Genomic DNA, 17,196 nt, shown 5'->3' on the forward strand with positions numbered 1-17,196 from the left:
GCGTTATGCATACCGGGCTTTGTTTTGTAGGCCGGATAAGGCGTTAGCCGCCATCCGGCAATAGAGCAGAGTGCTTAATTACTTCGCGTCATCCGGCAGAGCAAACGCCACGATGTAATCGCCCATCTTAGTACCGAACGAACCGTGACCGCCTGCGGAGATGACAACGTACTGCTTGCCATTCACTTCATAGGTCATCGGCGTTGCCTGACCACCTGCTGGCAGACGACCTTCCCACAGTTTGTCACCGTTGGTCATGTTGTACGCGCGCAGGTAGTTATCCGCTGTACCGGCGATAAACAGCACATTACCGGCAGTAGAGATCGGGCCGCCAAGCATCGGCATACCAAGGGTAAACGGCACTTTAATCGGCATCGGGAACGGCAGGCTATCCTGCGGCGTACCGATACGTTTTTTCCATGCTACCTGGTTGGTTTTCAGATCCAGCGCAGAGATATAACCCCATGCTGGCTGTTTGCACGGCAGGCCAAACGGCGAGAGGAACGGGTTCAGCGTCACGCCAAACGGCACGCCATACTGCGGCTGAATACCGGATTCTGAACCGGTACCTTTCGCATCTTTCGGCGGCTCCATTGGGTTGTTTGGACCACGCGGGATCAGCTTCGAGACAAACGGCAGCGCCATCGGGTTGGCAATCGCCACCTGGCGGTTTGGATCGACGGAGATACCGCCCCACTCAAACATGCCGAGGTTACCCGGGAAGACCAGCGTACCCTGCTCAGAAGGCGGGGTGAAAATGCCTTCATAACGCATCTGGTGGAACATCACGCGGCACACCAGTTGGTCGAACATGGTGGCGCCCCACATATCCGCGCCGCTCAGATCTCTCTTCGGACGGAAGCTCAGATCGGAGAAGGGTTGGGTTTTGGTGACGTAATCGCCTTTCGCTGCGCCCTGCGGAACCGGTTTTTCCGGTGCCGGCACAACCAGCTCGCCATTACGACGATCCAGTACGAAAATGTTACCGGTTTTCGCCGGCGCATAAATCACCGGCACTTTCTTACCTTTTACATCGATATCCGCCAGCGTTGGCTGGGAAGGCATATCCATATCCCACAGATCGTGGTGTACGGTCTGATAGCTCCACACCAGCTTACCGGTGGTGGCGTTCAGCGCAACAATGGAACTGGCGTAACGCTCCTGCTCCGGCGTACGGTTACCGCCCCAGATATCTGGCGTGGTCACGCCCATCGGCAGGTAGACCATATCCAGCTTGGCGTCATAGGCCGCAGGTGCCCAGGAGTTCGGCGAGTTAAGGGTGAAGTGGTGTTCATCCGCCGGGATCGCATTCGGATCTTTCGCGCCCGGATCAAAGGCCCACAGCAGCTTACCGGTATTGATATCGAAACCACGAATCACACCAGACGGCTCACGGGTGGAGAAGTTATCCGTTACCGCACCGGCAATGATAATCACTTTATCGGTGACAATCGGCGGTGAAGTCGGCTCATACATCCCCGGCGTGGTGACCGGCATGTTGGTCTGCAGGTTGAGGATACCTTTGTTCGCAAAGGAGTCACACAGCTTGCCGTTGTCAGCATTTACCGCGAACAGGCGACCGTCGTTGACCGGCAGAATAATGCGGCGCGGGCAGTTAGCCACCACGTCCGGGCTGGCATTTTCCGCCGTCGCTTCGTGGTAAGAGACACCGCGGCACGTTACGTGCTGGAAGGACGGGTCCGCATTTAGCTGCGGATCGAAGTGCCACTTCTCTTTACCGCTTGCCGCATCAAGTGCGAACAGACGCTGGTGCGCGGTGCAGAGGAACAGCGTGTCGCCCACTTTAATCGGCGTCACTTCGTTGGTGATTTCACCCGGATCGTTCGGCAGCTTCAGGTCACCGGTGCGGAATACCCAGGCTTCCTTCAGGTTTTTCACGTTATCCGCGTTAATCTGCTTCAGCGGGGAGTAACGCTGGCCTTCCTGGTTACGGCCATAAGCCGGCCAGTCGCTATCGGCAACGTTGGAGATCGGAGCAGCAGGCGTAGCATCGGCGCTCAGGGTGCCGTTGATCTCCTGCGGGTCATTAAAGCCGGCCCAGGTCAGGATGCCGCCGCTGATCAGCAGTACCGCTAACAGTGCAGCAACCGCGCCGCGGGCAGGAACGATCAGGCGACGCCAGACGAAAGGCAGAATCAGCCAGATACCGAAGAAGACGAGGATATCGCTACGCGGTGTCAGCGCCCAGAAGTCGAAGCCGACTTCCCAAACGCCCCACAGCATGGTGGCCAGCAGCAGGGCCGCGTAAAGCCAGAGCGCGGAACGCTTCTCTTTCCATAGCAGCCAGGTTACGCCAAGCATCACCAAACCAGCGATGGGGTAGTACCAGGAGCCGCCGATGGAGACCAGCCAGACACCACCGATTAAAAGATACAGCCCGCAGAAGGCTGCAAAGATCGTCGTCAGCATAATCAATAGCCGCGACCGTTGCGATTTTGTTTCTGCCATAAAAGGAATACTCATCAGTTTGTTAAATTTTTGATAGCAACTAATTATAGGTGTTAACAAGTGTGATCGTCATCACAAATCGAGCTTTCTCGATGCATGACCACCTCAATTGGTTTTGCTGGTATACTTCACGGCTTGCGTTTCAATCACCGGTTTTAGCGATTGGTGTTGAATTATTTGCTTCTAAATCATATGGTTAGTTAATATGAAACATAAAGTTGAAGTGATGATCCCGGAAGCGGAGATCAAAGCACGCGTCGCCGAACTGGGTCGTCAAATCACTGAACGTTACAAAGATAGCGGCAGCGAGATGGTGCTGGTGGGGCTGCTGCGCGGCTCATTTATGTTTATGGCCGATCTCTGCCGTGAAGTGCAGGTTTCCCATGAAGTCGATTTTATGACCGCCTCAAGCTACGGCAGCGGCATGTCATCGACCCGCGATGTAAAAATCCTCAAAGATCTGGATGAAGATATTCGCGGCAAAGATGTACTGATTGTTGAAGACATTATCGATTCTGGCAACACGCTGTCGAAAGTGCGCGAGATCCTGCGCCTGCGCGAACCGAAGTCGCTGGCGATCTGCACCTTGCTGGATAAACCCTCCCGACGCGAAGTGGACGTGACCGTCGAGTATGTGGGGTTCTCGATTCCGGATGAGTTTGTGGTGGGCTACGGAATTGACTACGCTCAGCGCTATCGCCATCTGCCCTATGTCGGCAAAGTGGTAATGCTGGACGAATAAAAAAATCGGGGCCGACGGCCCCGATTGTTATTTGTGATTAATGTGCTTCTGGCTGATGTTCTGCACACCTGTGCGGTAACGCTGTTCCAGCGTTTCGCGGTTGGTGGCAGTCACCTCCAGATCGCGCAGCAGGCCGTCATGGATGCCGTAAGCCCAGCCGTGAATTGTCACGTTCTGGCCGCGTTTCCAGGCGGATTGCATAATCGTTGAGTGGCCAAGGTTATAAACCTGCTCCATCACGTTCAGTTCACACAGCGTATCGAGACGACGTTCTGGCGGCATTTCGCCGAGCAGCGAGCTATGTTTAAACCAGATGTCGCGAATGTGCAGCAGCCAGTTGTTGATAAGACCCAGTTCCGGGTTTTCAACCGCTGCCTGAACGCCGCCGCAGCCGTAGTGGCCGCAGATGATGATGTGTTCAACTTCCAGCACATCAACGGCGTATTGCACAACGGAGAGGCAGTTTAAGTCGGTATGGATGACCAGGTTGGCCACGTTACGGTGAACAAACAGCTCGCCGGGTTCAAGGCCGGTCAGGCGCTCAGCCGGAACGCGTGAGTCTGAACAGCCAATCCACAGAAAGCGCGGCTTTTGTGCCTGCGCCAGCGTTTCAAAAAATCCTGGATCTTCCTCGACCAGCATTTTTGACCATAGTGCGTTGTTGCTGATGAGTGTATCTATGTCTTTCATAGCGCTTTGCGACCTGTAAGCAAAATGAGTGCGAGGCCTAATATAGGTCAACTCTTTCTCTTTTAAAACCACACATCGAGTGTAAGAAAATAGGTAAGTGATAATTCATGACCATTGCACTGGAGCTTGAGCAGCTTAAAAAAACCTATCCCGGCGGCGTCCAGGCGCTGCGCGGAATCGATCTGCAAGTCGAGGCGGGAGACTTCTACGCCCTGCTTGGGCCGAACGGCGCAGGCAAATCGACCACCATCGGCATTATCAGCTCGCTGGTGAATAAAACCTCTGGCCGGGTCAGCGTCTTTGGCTATGACCTGGAAAAAGATGTGGTGAACGCCAAACGCCAGCTAGGGCTGGTGCCACAGGAGTTCAACTTCAACCCATTTGAGACCGTACAGCAGATTGTCGTTAACCAGGCGGGCTACTACGGTGTTGATCGCAAAGATGCTTTAGTGCGCAGCGAAAAGTACCTTAATCAACTCGATTTGTGGGGAAAACGCAATGAGCGTGCGCGCATGTTATCCGGTGGGATGAAGCGCCGTCTGATGATCGCCCGCGCGCTAATGCATGAGCCAAAACTGCTGATCCTCGATGAGCCAACGGCGGGCGTCGACATTGAACTGCGCCGCTCAATGTGGGGCTTTTTGAAGGATCTCAACGACAAAGGCACCACCATTATTCTCACCACTCACTATCTGGAAGAGGCTGAGATGCTGTGCCGCAATATCGGCATCATCCAACATGGCGAACTGGTGGAGAACACCTCGATGAAGTCGCTGCTCTCCAAGCTCAAATCGGAGACCTTTATCCTCGATTTGGCGGCGAAAAGCGCGCTGCCGAAGCTGGAAGGGTATCAATATCGCCTGGTGGATACATCAACGCTTGAAGTCGAAGTGTTGCGCGAGCAGGGGATCAACAGCGTCTTTAGCCAGCTAAGCGCGCAGGGGATCCAGGTATTAAGTATGCGTAACAAAGCCAACCGCCTCGAAGAGCTGTTCGTTACGTTGGTGCATGACAGGAAAGGAGAGGGCGCATGATGCAGCTTTATTGGGTGGCGCTGAAGAGTATCTGGTACAAAGAGATCCAGCGTTTTATGCGTATCTGGGTGCAGACACTGGTGCCGCCGGTGATCACCATGACCCTCTACTTTATTATTTTCGGCAACCTGATCGGCTCGCGTATCGGTGAAATGCACGGCTTCACCTATATGCAGTTTATCGTCCCGGGGCTGATCATGATGGCGGTGATCACCAACGGCTATGCCAACGTCGCCTCCTCCTTTTTTAGCGCCAAGTTCCAGCGCAACATTGAGGAGCTGCTGGTGGCACCGGTACCGACGCATGTGATCATTGTCGGCTATGTCGGCGGCGGCGTGGCGCGTGGGCTCTGCGTTGGCGTGCTGGTCACGGCGGTATCGCTCTTCTTCGTGCCTTTCCAGGTCCACTCATGGCTGTTTGTCGGGCTGACGCTGCTGCTCACCGCGGTGCTCTTCTCGCTGGCCGGCCTGCTGAATGCGGTGTTTGCCAAAACCTTTGACGATATCAGCCTGATCCCGACCTTTGTGTTGACCCCGCTGACCTATCTGGGCGGCGTCTTCTACTCCCTGACGCTGCTGCCGCCGTTCTGGCAGGCGCTGTCGCACCTGAACCCGATCGTCTATATGATCAGCGGCTTCCGCTTCGGCTTCCTCGGGATTAGCGATGTCCCGCTGGTCACCACGGTCGGTGTGCTGGTGGTCTTTATCCTCGGCTTCTATCTGACCTGCTGGTATTTGATTCAGCGTGGGCGCGGGCTGCGTAGCTAACGGCGCTAACGGTATCCGGCAATTTTTAGCATTGCCTTAAAAAACAATAAGATCGCTCTGGCGATCTTATTGTTATGCATGACCAGCAATTAATCGTGTTTTAAAGACATTCTTATTTGATCGCCCGTTTCTAATCGGTAATCGCAATAAGTGAGTCCATTGTTTCGTGTGGGCTGATTCATCGCATTTAAGAGCTCTTTCACTTTGCTGCCTATGATGGCCATCGGGTCGAATCCTTTCCATTTACAGTTAGTGGCGGATGGCGAGCAATACACCATGCTTGAAATCCCATCGCTGTCCGTTTCCACGCCCGTTGACGTTATGCTCCCTTTTGCCGGGCATTGAGCCGCAAAAGCCGCGCCTGAAACGGAAGAGAAACCTAAAAGCAGAGCGAGAATAGTTGCTTTATCCATGTTCATGATGTTTCCTTAGTCCATTATTAAGGTGCAATTGCACAATTAAAATACACCCGGGAAATGAAAAGAAAAATTTGAACAGATGATGAGCATTCCACGCCAGACGTCACCTGTTCAGGGAAGCAATCCGCCGAGTTAGCCCACTTTTTAACCTAAACAAAGCCATTAAAATCCTCAGGTTTTGTTACAATCACGCCACTTTCCTAACGCGGTTCGTCTCATGTCTCGTTTGATTGCCTTTCTCTTTCTGTTGGTGGCCGGCAGCGCCTCTGCCGCGATCATCAGCGAACAAGCTGTACCTGCACGCTATCTGCAAACTAATGAAGATGCCGACATCTGGGCGCAGGTAGGCGATAACGTCATTACCGTCGGCAATATTCGCGCCGGGCAGATCATCGGCGTGGTGCCGGGCGAGGAGGATTACTACGGCTTCCGCTTCGGCTTTGGCTCGGGATTTATTGATAAAGGCCATCTCGGCCCGGTAACGGGCAACAAGCGTGTGCAGGATAGCCTCGGCGATCTTAATAAGCCGCTCAGCAACCAGAATCTCATCACCTGGCAGGATACGCCGCTCTACAACGCGCCGGATAAAACCAGCCCGCAGTTCGGCACACTGGCGCAAAACCTGCGCTACCCGATTATTGATAAGCTCAAAGACCGCCTGAATCAGACCTGGTTTCAGATCCGCATCGGCAACCGGCTGGCGTGGGTCAGCAGCCTTGATGCGCAGGAGGATAACGGCCTGCCGGTGCTGACCTACCATCACATTTTGCATGATGAAGAGAACACCCGCTTTCGTCATACTTCCACCACCACCTCGGTACGCGCCTTTACCAATCAGATGACCTGGCTGCGCGACCAGGGTTACGCCACGCTGTCGATGTATCAGTTAGAAGGGTATGTGCGTAACCGCATGAATCTGCCCGCGCGCGCGGTGGTCATCACCTTTGATGACGGGCTGAAATCCGTCAGCCGCTACGCCTACCCGATCCTGCGCCAGTATGGGTTTAAAGCGACAGCGTTTATTATCTCGTCGCGCATCAAGCTGAAGCCGCAGAAGTGGGACCCAAAATCGCTGCAGTTTATGAGCGTGTCGGAGCTTAACGGCATCCGTGACGTGTTTGATGTGCAGTCGCACACCCACTTCCTGCACCGGGTCGACGACGCGCGCCATCCGATCCTCTTTAGCCGCAGCTATCACAACATTCTGTTTGATTTTAAACGCTCGCGCCGCGCGCTGGCGCAGTTCAACCCCCATGTGCTCTATCTCTCCTATCCCTTTGGCGGTTATGACGATAAAGCGGTGAAAGCGGCTAATGATGCCGGTTTCCATATGGCGGTAACCACGGTGCGCGGGAAGGTGAAGCCGGGGGATAATCCGTTCCTGTTAAAACGGCTCTATGTCTTACGAACGGATTCGCTGGAAACGATGTCGCGGCTGATCAGCAATCAGCCGCAGGGGTAGGGCATCAGGCAACCTGAACCGGCACGGCTTTCGCGGTGCGTTTCATCTCGTTGTCGCCGTCAAAGTAGGCCACTTTCGGCTGCCAGCTGCGCGCCGATTCATCGGGCATGGTGACGTAGCTGGCGATAATCAGGATATCGCCGACATCCGCACAGTGCGCCGCCGCGCCGTTAACGGAGATAATGCGCGAGCCGCGCTCACCGGCAATCGCATAGGTAGAGAAGCGCTTACCGTTGGTGACGTTGTAGATATCAATGGCTTCATATTCAAGGATACCGGCCGCTTCCAGAAAATCCTGGTCGATGGCGCAGGAGCCTTCGTAATGCAGGTCGGCCTGCGTCACTTTCACGCGGTGGAGCTTGCCTTGCAGCATAGTGCGAATCATAAGTTGAACCTTCGTTACTGAGAGTAAAGCCGAAACGGGGGGAGACGGCTCCCTGCTTAACCCCGTCTGTTGTTGCCGCGCCTTAACCGGCGCGGCGTCTGCCAGATTATTTCTGGGTCAATTCAACCACTCTATTGTCGATAAGCCGCGCCTGGCCGAGCCATGCCGCCATCAGAATCACCGCGCGCTGGCTGCTTTCAGTGAGTTCAAGCAGCGTGTCCGCATCGCGGATCTGAATATCATCGGCGCGGAAACCGGCTTCGTTAACCTGCTGCTCCGCCAGCGCCACCAGCTCTTCGACATCGCGCTCGCCCGCCTGTAGTTTATCGGCGATGGCGTTCATCACTTTGCTCATTCCCGGCGCAATTTTACGCTGGTCAGCGGTGAGATAGCCGTTACGCGAACTGAGCGCCAGGCCATCTTTCGCCCGCACGGTCGGCACGCCGACGATCTCAATGTCGTAACCCATATCCGCCACCATTTTGCGGATTAGCTGCAACTGCTGATAATCCTTCTCGCCGAAGCAGGCGATATCGGGCTGGACCAGGTTAAACAGTTTGCTGACGATGGTGGAGACGCCGCGGAAATGACCAGGACGGCTGGCACCTTCCAGCATCGTTGAGATGCCTGGAACGTCAACATAGGTCTGGCCTTCCGTACCCTGCGGGTAGATATCGGCAGGCGCAGGGGCAAAGACGAAATCGACTTTGCGTTTGTTCAGCTTTTCACAATCTTCCTGCAAGGTGCGCGGGTAGCGCACCAGGTCATCCTGGCGGTCAAACTGCATCGGATTAACAAAGATGCTTACCACCACTACATCGGCGCGCAGTTTCGCTTCATCGACCAGCTTCATATGACCATCGTGTAGGTTGCCCATGGTCGGCACCAGCGCAATGCGTTTTCCTTCCTGACGCAGGCGGCGAATATGCTGGCGCAGCAGCGGCAGGGTTTCAATAATCAACACAACAAGGCTCCTTAATGGAAACTGTGTTCTTCGCCCGGATAGGCTCCGGACTCGACTTCAGCCACATACTGCCTGACCGCGGCACGCATGTCGCCTGCTTCATTGAGGAAATTTTTAGCAAATTTTGGAATATGTCCACCGGTAATGCCGAAGGCGTCATGCATCACCAGAATCTGTCCGTCGGTCACATTGCCTGCACCGATACCAATCACCGGAATGGTTAACGCTTCGGTAATACGTTGTGCCAGCTCGACCGGCACGCACTCCAGCACCAGCAGCTGCGCGCCTGCCACTTCCAGCGCCAGCGCATCCTCATACAGACCCTGCGCCGCATCGCCACGCCCCTGCACTTTATAGCCACCGAAAATGTTGACCGATTGTGGGGTTAACCCGAGGTGACCGCACACTGGCACCGCGCGTTCGGTGAGCATTTTCACCGTCGGTGCCAGCCAGCGGCCGCCTTCGATTTTCACCATATTGGCACCCGCGCGCATCACCGCTGCCGCATTCTCAAAGGCCTGTTCGGGCGTGGCGTAGGCCATAAAGGGCAGATCGGCGAGCAGCAGGCAGGCGGGGGCGCCGCGGCGCACGGCCTGGGTGTGATAAGCGATATCGGCCACCGTTACCGGCAGCGTGGAGTCGTGCCCTTGTACCGTCATACCTAACGAATCGCCGACTAGCATCACGTTGATCCCCTCTTCGGCAAAGAGTTTGGCGAAGCTGTAGTCATAGGCGGTGATGGTGGCGAAGCGGCGCTTCTCCTGCTTACATTTCAGCAGCCACGAGAGGGTAGTCGGTTTCATAGCATTTCCTGATAGTCGAAGGCGAATCTGGCGCATTCTAAGCAGCAACATTCAGGGGGGCAACGGTTTTAGGCAACCCATTGAGGGAGGTCACCTTTTCAGGCGGGGTTACCAGGCTTCCGGTTTTGGCGCGTTCAGCCGCGTCAGCACCGCCTGCAACGCTTCGCCATCGGGGAAGCGCAGGTCAGGGGCGATCTCAAACAGTGGCCACAGCATAAAGCCGCGGTTTTTCATGTCGTAGTGAGGAATGGTCAAGCGCGCGGTCTGCAGCGTTAGCTCACCAAACAGCATAATGTCGAGGTCGAGGGTGCGCGGCCCCCAGCGTTCAGCTTTACGCACGCGCCCCTGCTGCAGCTCAATGCGCTGCGTATGGTCGAGAAGGGCTTCCGGCGCGAGCGTTGTTTCCAGCGCCACGGCGGCGTTGAGATAGTCTGGCTGATCCGGCGGGCCGAGCGGGGGAGTGCGATAAAGCGAGGAGCACGCCACGATGCGGCTGCCGGGTATCTCTCCCAGCGCGGCTATCGCGGCGTTAACTTGCTCGAGCGGCGAGGCGAGGTTGCTGCCCAGCGCGATAAAAGCAAGCGTCATGCACCGCCCTCACGGCGCGGCGCGCGCTTGCGCGGACGGCGATGACGACGGCGCTCGGCGGGCTCGTCACCTAAATCATCAAGCATATGTTTTTGCGCTGGCGGTGCAGAGACCTGGAACTCGCCCCACCATTTTGTCAGGCGCTGCAGTTCCGCGTTGTTCTCCGCCTCGGCGCGCAGTGCCAGCAGATCGTAAGAGGCGCGGAATTTCGGATGCTCCATCAGTTTCCAGGCACGTTTGCCCTGGCGACGGGACATGCGCAGCTGCAGCTGCCAGATATCGCGCACCAGCGTGGTGATGCGTTTCGGGATCGCCAGCGAGCGGCACGCTTCGTCGAGCACGTCGTTCATTGCCAGCGCGAAGGCGTCGTAATAGGCCAGCCCGCCCTCCTGGGTGATACGCTGCGCGTTCTCCAGCAACGGATACCAGAACATGGCGGCAAAGAGGAACGCCGGGTTAACGCGCATATCGTTGTGAATGCGGTTATCGGTGTTCTTCAGCACCTGGGCAATAATGCGCTCCATCGGGCTGTCGCCGCGCTCGGTAAAGCAGCGGGTGATGATCGGGAAGAGCGGCTGGAAGAGGCCATATTCGCGCAGCAGCTGGTAGGTTTCGTAACCGTAACCGGCCTGCAACAGCTTGAGGGACTCTTCAAACAGACGCGCCGGCGGCACGTCGTTAATTAAGGTTGCCAGACGTGGGATCGGCTCGGCGGTCTCTTCGCTAATCTGCATGCCCAGTTTTGCGGCGAATCGCACCGCGCGCAGCATGCGCACCGGATCTTCGCGGTAGCGGGTTTCCGGGTTGCCGATCAGGCGGATGGTGCCCTCTTGCAGATCGCGCATGCCGCCGACGTAGTCACGCACGGTAAAGTCGGCAACGCTGTAGTAGAGGCTGTTGATGGTAAAGTCACGACGCTGGGCATCTTCTTCAATCGAGCCAAAGATGTTGTCGCGCAGCAGCATGCCGTTCTGGCCGCGCTGGGAGATGGTGCGATCGGTTTGCTGATCGTCATGATGACCACGGAAGGTCGCCACTTCGATAATCTCCGGCCCGAACATTACGTGCGCGAGGCGGAAACGGCGACCCACCAGGCGGCAGTTGCGGAACAGCTTGCGCACCTGATCCGGCGTGGCGTTGGTAGTGACATCAAAATCTTTTGGTTTTTTGCCCAGCAACAAGTCGCGCACCCCGCCGCCTACCAGGTATGCTTCATAGCCCGCTTTATTCAGACGATAGAGCACTTTGAGCGCATTTTCGCTGATATCTTTGCGGGAAATAGCGTGCTGCTCACGCGGAATAACCGTCATTTGCGGTTTGGCCATTGCCTCAACGGCCATGCTCTCTTCGCGGCTTAGCACCTTGCGGCAAAAATTAGCGACTCGGGTAAAAATAGTACACCTCGGTAGTGTCAGACGTCATTGGGACAAAAAAATAGCGGCTAATCATAGCTCAGCGCGAAGCATTTGAGAATGCTGTATTCGCATCGCCTGTTACAGGTACGCGTGAAAGCGACCAGTTCGCCACCGCCTTTTCCAGCAGATCTTCAAGGGAGAGATCCTGCCACTCTTTTGTTACATCCTGGTTCAGAAATTGTAAAGCACGGATCAACACGGGACGCGGATCGCCCTCCGGCAGCGCGGGCGCATGGTTCTGCTTGGAGAGCTTATCCCCTTGTTCATTAAGGGCTAATGGTAGATGGACATACTCAGGTGCCGGCCAGCCTAATTGCTGATAAAGGGAGATATGGCGCACCGTCGGCGCAATGAGATCCGCGCCGCGTACGATCTCCGTCACACCCTGAAAATGGTCATCGACCACCACCGCCAGGTTATAAGCAAATAATCCATCGCGGCGGTGAATAATAAAATCCTCGCGCGCCAGTTTCTCTTCAGCAACGATGCGTCCGCGCAGGCGGTCGGTAAACTCCAGCACCGGCTGGCGTTGCAGCAGACGGACCGCGGCATTTTCGGGGCCATGCTTCAGGGTGCGGCAGTGGCCATCATAGAAACCGCCAACGCTTTGAATGCGCGCGCGCGTGCAGGTGCAGAAGTAGCTCAGCCCTTCGCGGTGTAGTCGTTCCAGCACGTCACGGTAGGCGTCATGCCGCCGGGATTGCCACAGCACCTCACCGCCCCAGTACAGGCCGTAGTGTTCCAGCTGGCGCAAAATAGTCTCTGCCGCACCGGGCACTTCGCGGGGAGGATCGATATCTTCAATCCGCACCCGCCAGATACCCTGCTGCGCACGGGCTTGCAGATAGCTACCGAGGGCGGCAATTAACGAACCAAAATGCAGTTCACCGGATGGGGATGGCGCAAAGCGCCCGATATAGTGTGATTCAGGCATATCGACAGGCAAAAAATATAGGGCGGGCGTGAGAGCCGCCGCATAAGAGACGCCCCGCAGTAGCGGGGCGTCTTGGGGAATGCCGGGGGTTAGCCCGCCATCTGTTTTTCGCGGATTTCCGCCAGGGTTTTGCAGTCGATGCACAGATCGGCAGTCGGACGCGCTTCCAGACGACGGATACCAATTTCAACGCCGCAGGATTCGCAGAAACCGAAATCTTCGTCTTCTACTTTTTTCAGCGTTTTTTCGATCTTCTTAATCAGCTTGCGCTCGCGATCGCGGTTACGCAGTTCGAGGCTGAACTCCTCTTCCTGAGCAGCACGGTCAACCGGGTCCGGGAAGTTAGCCGCTTCGTCCTGCATGTGCGTAACGGTGCGATCGACTTCATCCCTAAGTTGATTGCGCCATGCTTCAAGAATCCGCTTGAAGTGCGCCAGCTGGGCTTCGTTCATATACTCTTCGCCCGGCTTCTCTTGATACGGCTCCACCCCAGCGATGGCGAGAATACTCAGGGACGATGTTTTACGGTTTTGCCCTTCTTGCATGTTGCTTCTCCTTAACACGCACTATCGATCCCCGTTCGGGGGAAAAATCAGGCCGCTATAAATAGCAGATGCTTTTACGGATGGCAAATATCCATACGTAACACTTGACAACCCTGTGAAGAAAAGCGTATTTGCGCACGCGACCAAATCACTTATTCGTCAGGTGCTTGCCTTAAAGCGAGAACGGTAGCGGCAAGCTAAGACTCATATTATCGGCAGAAAGTTCCGCTTTATAAGCAATAACTTCCACCCCATTTTGTTGCGCTTCACTCAATAATCGTGCGTATTCCCCATCAATATGGCGCGCGGGTGCGAAATGTTCAACGGCGGAGTGCAGAATGGCAAACAAGATCACCGCACGGTCACCGTTGGCCGCAACGCTCATAAGTTCCCGTAAATGCTTCTGCCCGCGCAGTGTGACCGCATCCGGGAAATAGCCTGACTGCTGCTCGGCGAGCGTAACCGATTTCACTTCAATATAGCAGTTGCGGCGATCCTCCGCCTGCAACAGAAAATCAATTCTGCTGCGCTCCGCACCATATTTCACTTCGCTTTTCAGCGCGCTATATCCCGTTAACTCCGGCAGGCGGTCAGCGATAATCGCCTCTTTCGTCAACATATTTGCCCGCTGGGTATTGACGCAAATAAACGCGCCCTGCTGCGTTTCAGTTAATTCCCAGGTGTGGGCATATTTGCGCTTCAGATTGGTTGAAGTGGAATACCAGACCCGATCGCCCGGCGTGGCGCAGCCAGTCATCGCGCCGGTATTGGGGCAGTGCAGCGTCAGGGTTTCGCCTTCAGGCGTCACCACGTCCGCCAGAAAGCGCTTATAGCGCATCACCAGCGTGGCGGATTGTAACGGCGGGGTGAACTCCATAACTCTTCCTTAATATGTTCGTGGCTCAATACGCGCCGAAATGTTTACTCACCGCTAAGGGACCAGCGCGTCAGGGCGGTGTAACGGGTACGTCCATTAATAAACTGCGACTCATAGAGCGCAAACTCCGTGACCGGAAAGGACCAGCGAAAACCCGGCGGCGGGAGCGAAACCGCGTGGCTGGCGTCGCGCAGCAGCGTAATGTGCGGATGAAAAGGCTGCGGGCTTTGATAGCAGCCGCTACGTGCTGCCTGCGCGCGCAGCATATCCGCAAGTTGTAATAAACCGCGCGGCGGCTGGCGCGAACCGAGCCACACCACGCGCGAGCGCAGCCACTGGCCGGCATCATCCAGCGTCAGCGTAAAGCCCGGCTGGCGAATGCGCCCGGCCAGCGTCTCCAGCGCCTTTTGCTTCTCAGCGCTGATATCGCCCAGAAAGGCCAGCGTCAGATGCAAATTGGCGGCGGCGATTGGCCTTCCCGCTTCCGGCGCGAAGTGTTGCGCGCGCCACTGCACCAGTTGCTGCTGGATATCGGCGGGCAGTTCAATGGCAAAAAAGAGCCTTTTTGATGCGGGCATAGTGTGCTCGAGGTCAAGAATATGTGGGGATGGTATACTGCTGCTCCTCTTCTGTTAACCCCTGGAGCGTTTGTGTCCTCACTGCCCGTTGCCGCCGTTCTGCCCGATCTTCTCTCTGCGCTGAAAAATGCGCCACAGGTGCTGCTAAGCGCCCCGACCGGTGCCGGGAAGTCGACCTGGCTGCCGCTGCAACTGCTGCAACAGGGCGCCGTCGAAGGGAAAATTTTGCTGCTCGAGCCACGACGACTGGCGGCGCGCAACGTAGCCCAACGGCTGGCGGAACTGCTTAATGAGCAACCCGGCGACACCGTGGGTTACCGCATGCGCGCCGACACCTGCGTCGGCCCGAATACCCGTCTTGAAGTGGTTACCGAAGGGATCCTTACTCGGCTGGTGCAAAATGACCCGGAGCTAAACGGCGTTGGGCTTGTGATCCTCGATGAGTTTCATGAGCGTAGTTTACAAGCCGATCTTGCGCTGGCGCTGCTGCTCGATGTGCAACAGGGTCTGCGTGACGATCTGAAACTCCTGATTATGTCCGCGACGCTGGATAATGAGCGTCTACACGCGTTGTTGCCCGATGCGCCGGTCATTGTCTCTGCAGGGCGCGCATTCCCGGTTGAACAGCGCTACCAGTCGCTGCCCGCTCATCAACGCTTTGATGAGGGAGTGGCGCAGGCGACAGTTGAACTGCTGCGCCATGAACCCGGTTCGCTGCTGCTCTTTTTGCCGGGCGTCGGCGAGATCCAGCGCGTGCAAGAGCAGCTCGCCTCGCGCGTCGGCAGCGACGTGCTGCTCTGCCCTCTGTACGGCGCGCTGCCGTTAAGTGAACAGCGTAAAGCGATTCTGCCTGCCCCGGCCGGTAAGCGAAAAGTGGTGTTGGCGACCAATATTGCTGAAACCAGCCTGACCATTGAAGGGATTCGGCTAGTGGTAGACAGCGCCCAGGAGCGCGTCGCCCGTTTTGATGCCCGCAGCGGCTTAACGCGCCTGATTACCCAGCGCATCAGCGTGGCGTCGATGACCCAGCGCGCCGGACGCGCCGGGCGTCTGGAGCCGGGCATCTGCCTGCATCTGATTGCCAAAGAGCAGGCGGAGCGCGCGGCGGCGCAGAGCAACCCGGAGATCGTCAGTAGCGATCTCTCCGGCCTGTTAATGGAGTTACTGCAGTGGGGCTGCCAGGATGCCGCGCAGCTTCATTGGCTGGATCTGCCGCCTGAGGCTAACCTGGCGGCGGCGCGCAGGCTGCTGACGCAACTGCGCGCGCTGGAAGAGGGGCGTTTAACCCCCTTTGGCATGAAAATGGCGGCGCTTGGCAACGATCCGCGCCTGGCGGCGATGCTTTCGAGCGCGCAGGGCGAGGATGAGATTGCTACCGCGGCGAAGCTTGCGGCGATCCTCGAAGAGCCGCCGCGCGGCGGTAATAGCGATTTGAGCGCCGCCTTTTCGCGTCAGCAGGGGAACTGGCAGCAGCGCGCGCGCCAACTGGCACGCAGGCTGAAGAGCAGCGGCGGCGAGCCGGATATCAGCGCGCTGGCCCCGCTTCTCGCCTGTGCGTTTACCGATCGTATCGCGCGCCGACGCGGGCAGCAGGGGCGCTATCAGCTGGCGAACGGCTTAGGTGCAACGCTGGATGCTGATGACGCGCTAAACCGTCACGAATGGCTGCTCGCACCGCTGCTGTTGCAGGGGAGCCAGTCGCCGGATGCGCGTATATTGCTGGCGCTGCCGCTGGATATTGATGCGCTTGTTGCCCAGTGTCCACAACTGATTACCCAGTCCGACAGCGTCGAGTGGGATGAAACGCTCGGTACGCTGAAAGCATTTCGCCGCAGGCAGATTGGTCAACTGACGCTGAGCGCCCAGCCGCTGGCGAAGCCCTCCGAGGAGGAGCTGCACGGGGCGATGTTAAATGGCATTCGTGAAAAAGGATTGCGGGTGCTGAACTGGACAAGCGAAGCGGCGCAGTATCGTTTACGCTTACTCTGCGCCGCGAAGTGGCTGCCGGAGTTCGACTGGCCCGCCGTTGATGACGCCTCGCTCCTTGATACGCTTGAGGCGTGGCTGCTGCCGCAAATGGGCGGCATTCGTTCCCTGCGCGATTTGCAGTCTCTCGACGTGGGGCAGGCGTTGCAGCAGGCGCTGCCGTGGTCGTTGCGTCAACGGCTGGATAGTGAGCTGCCTGGGCATTACACTGTGCCGACCGGAAGCCGGATAGCCATCCGATATCATGAAGATAATCCGCCTGCACTGGCGGTGCGGATGCAGGAGATGTTCGGTGAAGCCACCACCCCGACGATTGCGCAGGGGCGCGTGGCGCTGGTGCTGGAGCTGCTTTCGCCTGCCCAGCGGCCGCTGCAAATTACGCGTGATTTAGGCGCGTTCTGGGCCGGAACCTACCGCGAGGTGCAAAAAGAGATGAAGGGGCGCTACCCCAAACATGTCTGGCCGGACGATCCGGCAAACACCGCGCCGACGCGGCGAACGAAAAAGTATTCATAGTGCTGATACGTAGAGCGTCATT

The 17,196-nt window shown here is 56.8% G+C and carries 17 protein-coding genes; 5 read left to right on the forward strand and 12 right to left on the reverse strand.

Features of this window, described 5'->3' with window-relative positions:
* Positions 1-78: 78 nt before the first annotated feature.
* Positions 79-2,469 (reverse strand): glucose/quinate/shikimate family membrane-bound PQQ-dependent dehydrogenase, encoded by a 2,391-nt coding sequence (locus tag HF650_RS04395; RefSeq protein WP_187801340.1) that lies wholly within the window; start codon positions 2,467-2,469, stop codon positions 79-81.
* 205 nt (positions 2,470-2,674) lie between these two features.
* Here HF650_RS04395 and hpt point away from each other — a divergent pair, with 205 nt between their 5' ends.
* Positions 2,675-3,211, forward strand: coding sequence for a hypoxanthine phosphoribosyltransferase (hpt, locus tag HF650_RS04400; RefSeq protein WP_187801341.1), 537 nt, complete (start codon positions 2,675-2,677; stop codon positions 3,209-3,211).
* Between the two features lie 27 nt (positions 3,212-3,238).
* On the opposite strand, the gene can is transcribed toward hpt, so the two are convergent.
* Positions 3,239-3,901 carry a carbonate dehydratase gene (can, locus tag HF650_RS04405; protein ID WP_187801342.1) on the reverse strand — a complete coding sequence of 221 codons (663 nt, stop codon included), beginning with the start codon at positions 3,899-3,901 and terminating at the stop codon, positions 3,239-3,241.
* A 107-nt stretch (positions 3,902-4,008) separates the two neighbouring features.
* Between can and HF650_RS04410 the strand changes: the two genes are divergently transcribed.
* Both HF650_RS04410 and HF650_RS04415 read left to right on the forward strand, forming a co-directional pair.
* Entirely contained in the window at positions 4,009-4,935 is a 927-nt protein-coding gene (locus tag HF650_RS04410; RefSeq protein ID WP_023480271.1) for an ABC transporter ATP-binding protein, read from the forward strand.
* Positions 4,932-5,702 carry an ABC transporter permease gene (locus HF650_RS04415; RefSeq protein WP_034813337.1) on the forward strand — a complete coding sequence of 257 codons (771 nt, stop codon included), beginning with the start codon at positions 4,932-4,934 and terminating at the stop codon, positions 5,700-5,702. Before HF650_RS04410 ends, HF650_RS04415 begins: the two co-directional genes overlap by 4 nt.
* An 89-nt stretch (positions 5,703-5,791) precedes the next feature.
* On the opposite strand, the gene HF650_RS04420 is transcribed toward HF650_RS04415, so the two are convergent.
* Entirely contained in the window at positions 5,792-6,121 is a 330-nt protein-coding gene (locus tag HF650_RS04420) for a hypothetical protein (RefSeq protein WP_187801343.1), read from the reverse strand.
* 217 nt (positions 6,122-6,338) lie between these two features.
* Here HF650_RS04420 and HF650_RS04425 point away from each other — a divergent pair, with 217 nt between their 5' ends.
* A complete protein-coding gene (locus tag HF650_RS04425; RefSeq protein WP_187801344.1) occupies positions 6,339-7,583 on the forward strand; it encodes a polysaccharide deacetylase family protein in 1,245 nt (414 codons plus the stop codon).
* A 4-nt stretch (positions 7,584-7,587) separates the two neighbouring features.
* Here the strand turns inward: HF650_RS04425 and panD are convergent, their stop codons facing one another.
* The 9 genes from panD to thpR form a co-directional block, all read right to left on the reverse strand.
* Entirely contained in the window at positions 7,588-7,968 is a 381-nt protein-coding gene (panD, locus tag HF650_RS04430; protein WP_187801345.1) for an aspartate 1-decarboxylase, read from the reverse strand.
* A gap of 106 nt (positions 7,969-8,074) precedes the next feature.
* Positions 8,075-8,932 carry a pantoate--beta-alanine ligase gene (gene panC, locus HF650_RS04435; RefSeq protein WP_187801346.1) on the reverse strand — a complete coding sequence of 286 codons (858 nt, stop codon included), beginning with the start codon at positions 8,930-8,932 and terminating at the stop codon, positions 8,075-8,077.
* A gap of 11 nt (positions 8,933-8,943) precedes the next feature.
* Positions 8,944-9,735, reverse strand: coding sequence for a 3-methyl-2-oxobutanoate hydroxymethyltransferase (gene panB / locus HF650_RS04440; RefSeq protein WP_187801347.1), 792 nt, complete (start codon positions 9,733-9,735; stop codon positions 8,944-8,946).
* Between the two features lie 108 nt (positions 9,736-9,843).
* Positions 9,844-10,323, reverse strand: coding sequence for a 2-amino-4-hydroxy-6-hydroxymethyldihydropteridine diphosphokinase (gene folK, locus HF650_RS04445; protein ID WP_187801348.1), 480 nt, complete (start codon positions 10,321-10,323; stop codon positions 9,844-9,846).
* Entirely contained in the window at positions 10,320-11,717 is a 1,398-nt protein-coding gene (pcnB, locus tag HF650_RS04450; RefSeq protein WP_223284319.1) for a polynucleotide adenylyltransferase PcnB, read from the reverse strand. The genes folK and pcnB overlap by 4 nt, the downstream gene beginning before the upstream one ends.
* Positions 11,718-11,775: 58 nt before the next feature.
* A complete protein-coding gene (gene gluQRS / locus HF650_RS04455) occupies positions 11,776-12,672 on the reverse strand; it encodes a tRNA glutamyl-Q(34) synthetase GluQRS (RefSeq protein WP_187801349.1) in 897 nt (298 codons plus the stop codon).
* Positions 12,673-12,761: 89 nt separating this feature from the next.
* A complete protein-coding gene (gene dksA, locus HF650_RS04460; RefSeq protein WP_007373199.1) occupies positions 12,762-13,217 on the reverse strand; it encodes an RNA polymerase-binding protein DksA in 456 nt (151 codons plus the stop codon).
* Positions 13,218-13,389: 172 nt separating this feature from the next.
* Positions 13,390-14,094 carry a DNA/RNA nuclease SfsA gene (gene sfsA, locus HF650_RS04465; protein ID WP_187801350.1) on the reverse strand — a complete coding sequence of 235 codons (705 nt, stop codon included), beginning with the start codon at positions 14,092-14,094 and terminating at the stop codon, positions 13,390-13,392.
* Between the two features lie 44 nt (positions 14,095-14,138).
* Positions 14,139-14,672 carry an RNA 2',3'-cyclic phosphodiesterase gene (thpR, locus tag HF650_RS04470; RefSeq protein ID WP_187801351.1) on the reverse strand — a complete coding sequence of 178 codons (534 nt, stop codon included), beginning with the start codon at positions 14,670-14,672 and terminating at the stop codon, positions 14,139-14,141.
* Between the two features lie 72 nt (positions 14,673-14,744).
* Between thpR and hrpB the strand changes: the two genes are divergently transcribed.
* Positions 14,745-17,174 (forward strand): ATP-dependent helicase HrpB, encoded by a 2,430-nt coding sequence (gene hrpB / locus HF650_RS04475; protein ID WP_187801352.1) that lies wholly within the window; start codon positions 14,745-14,747, stop codon positions 17,172-17,174.
* Positions 17,175-17,196 lie beyond the last annotated feature (22 nt).

Origin of the sequence: Kosakonia sp. SMBL-WEM22, assembly GCF_014490785.1 — a bacterium.
GTDB lineage: Bacteria > Pseudomonadota > Gammaproteobacteria > Enterobacterales > Enterobacteriaceae > Kosakonia.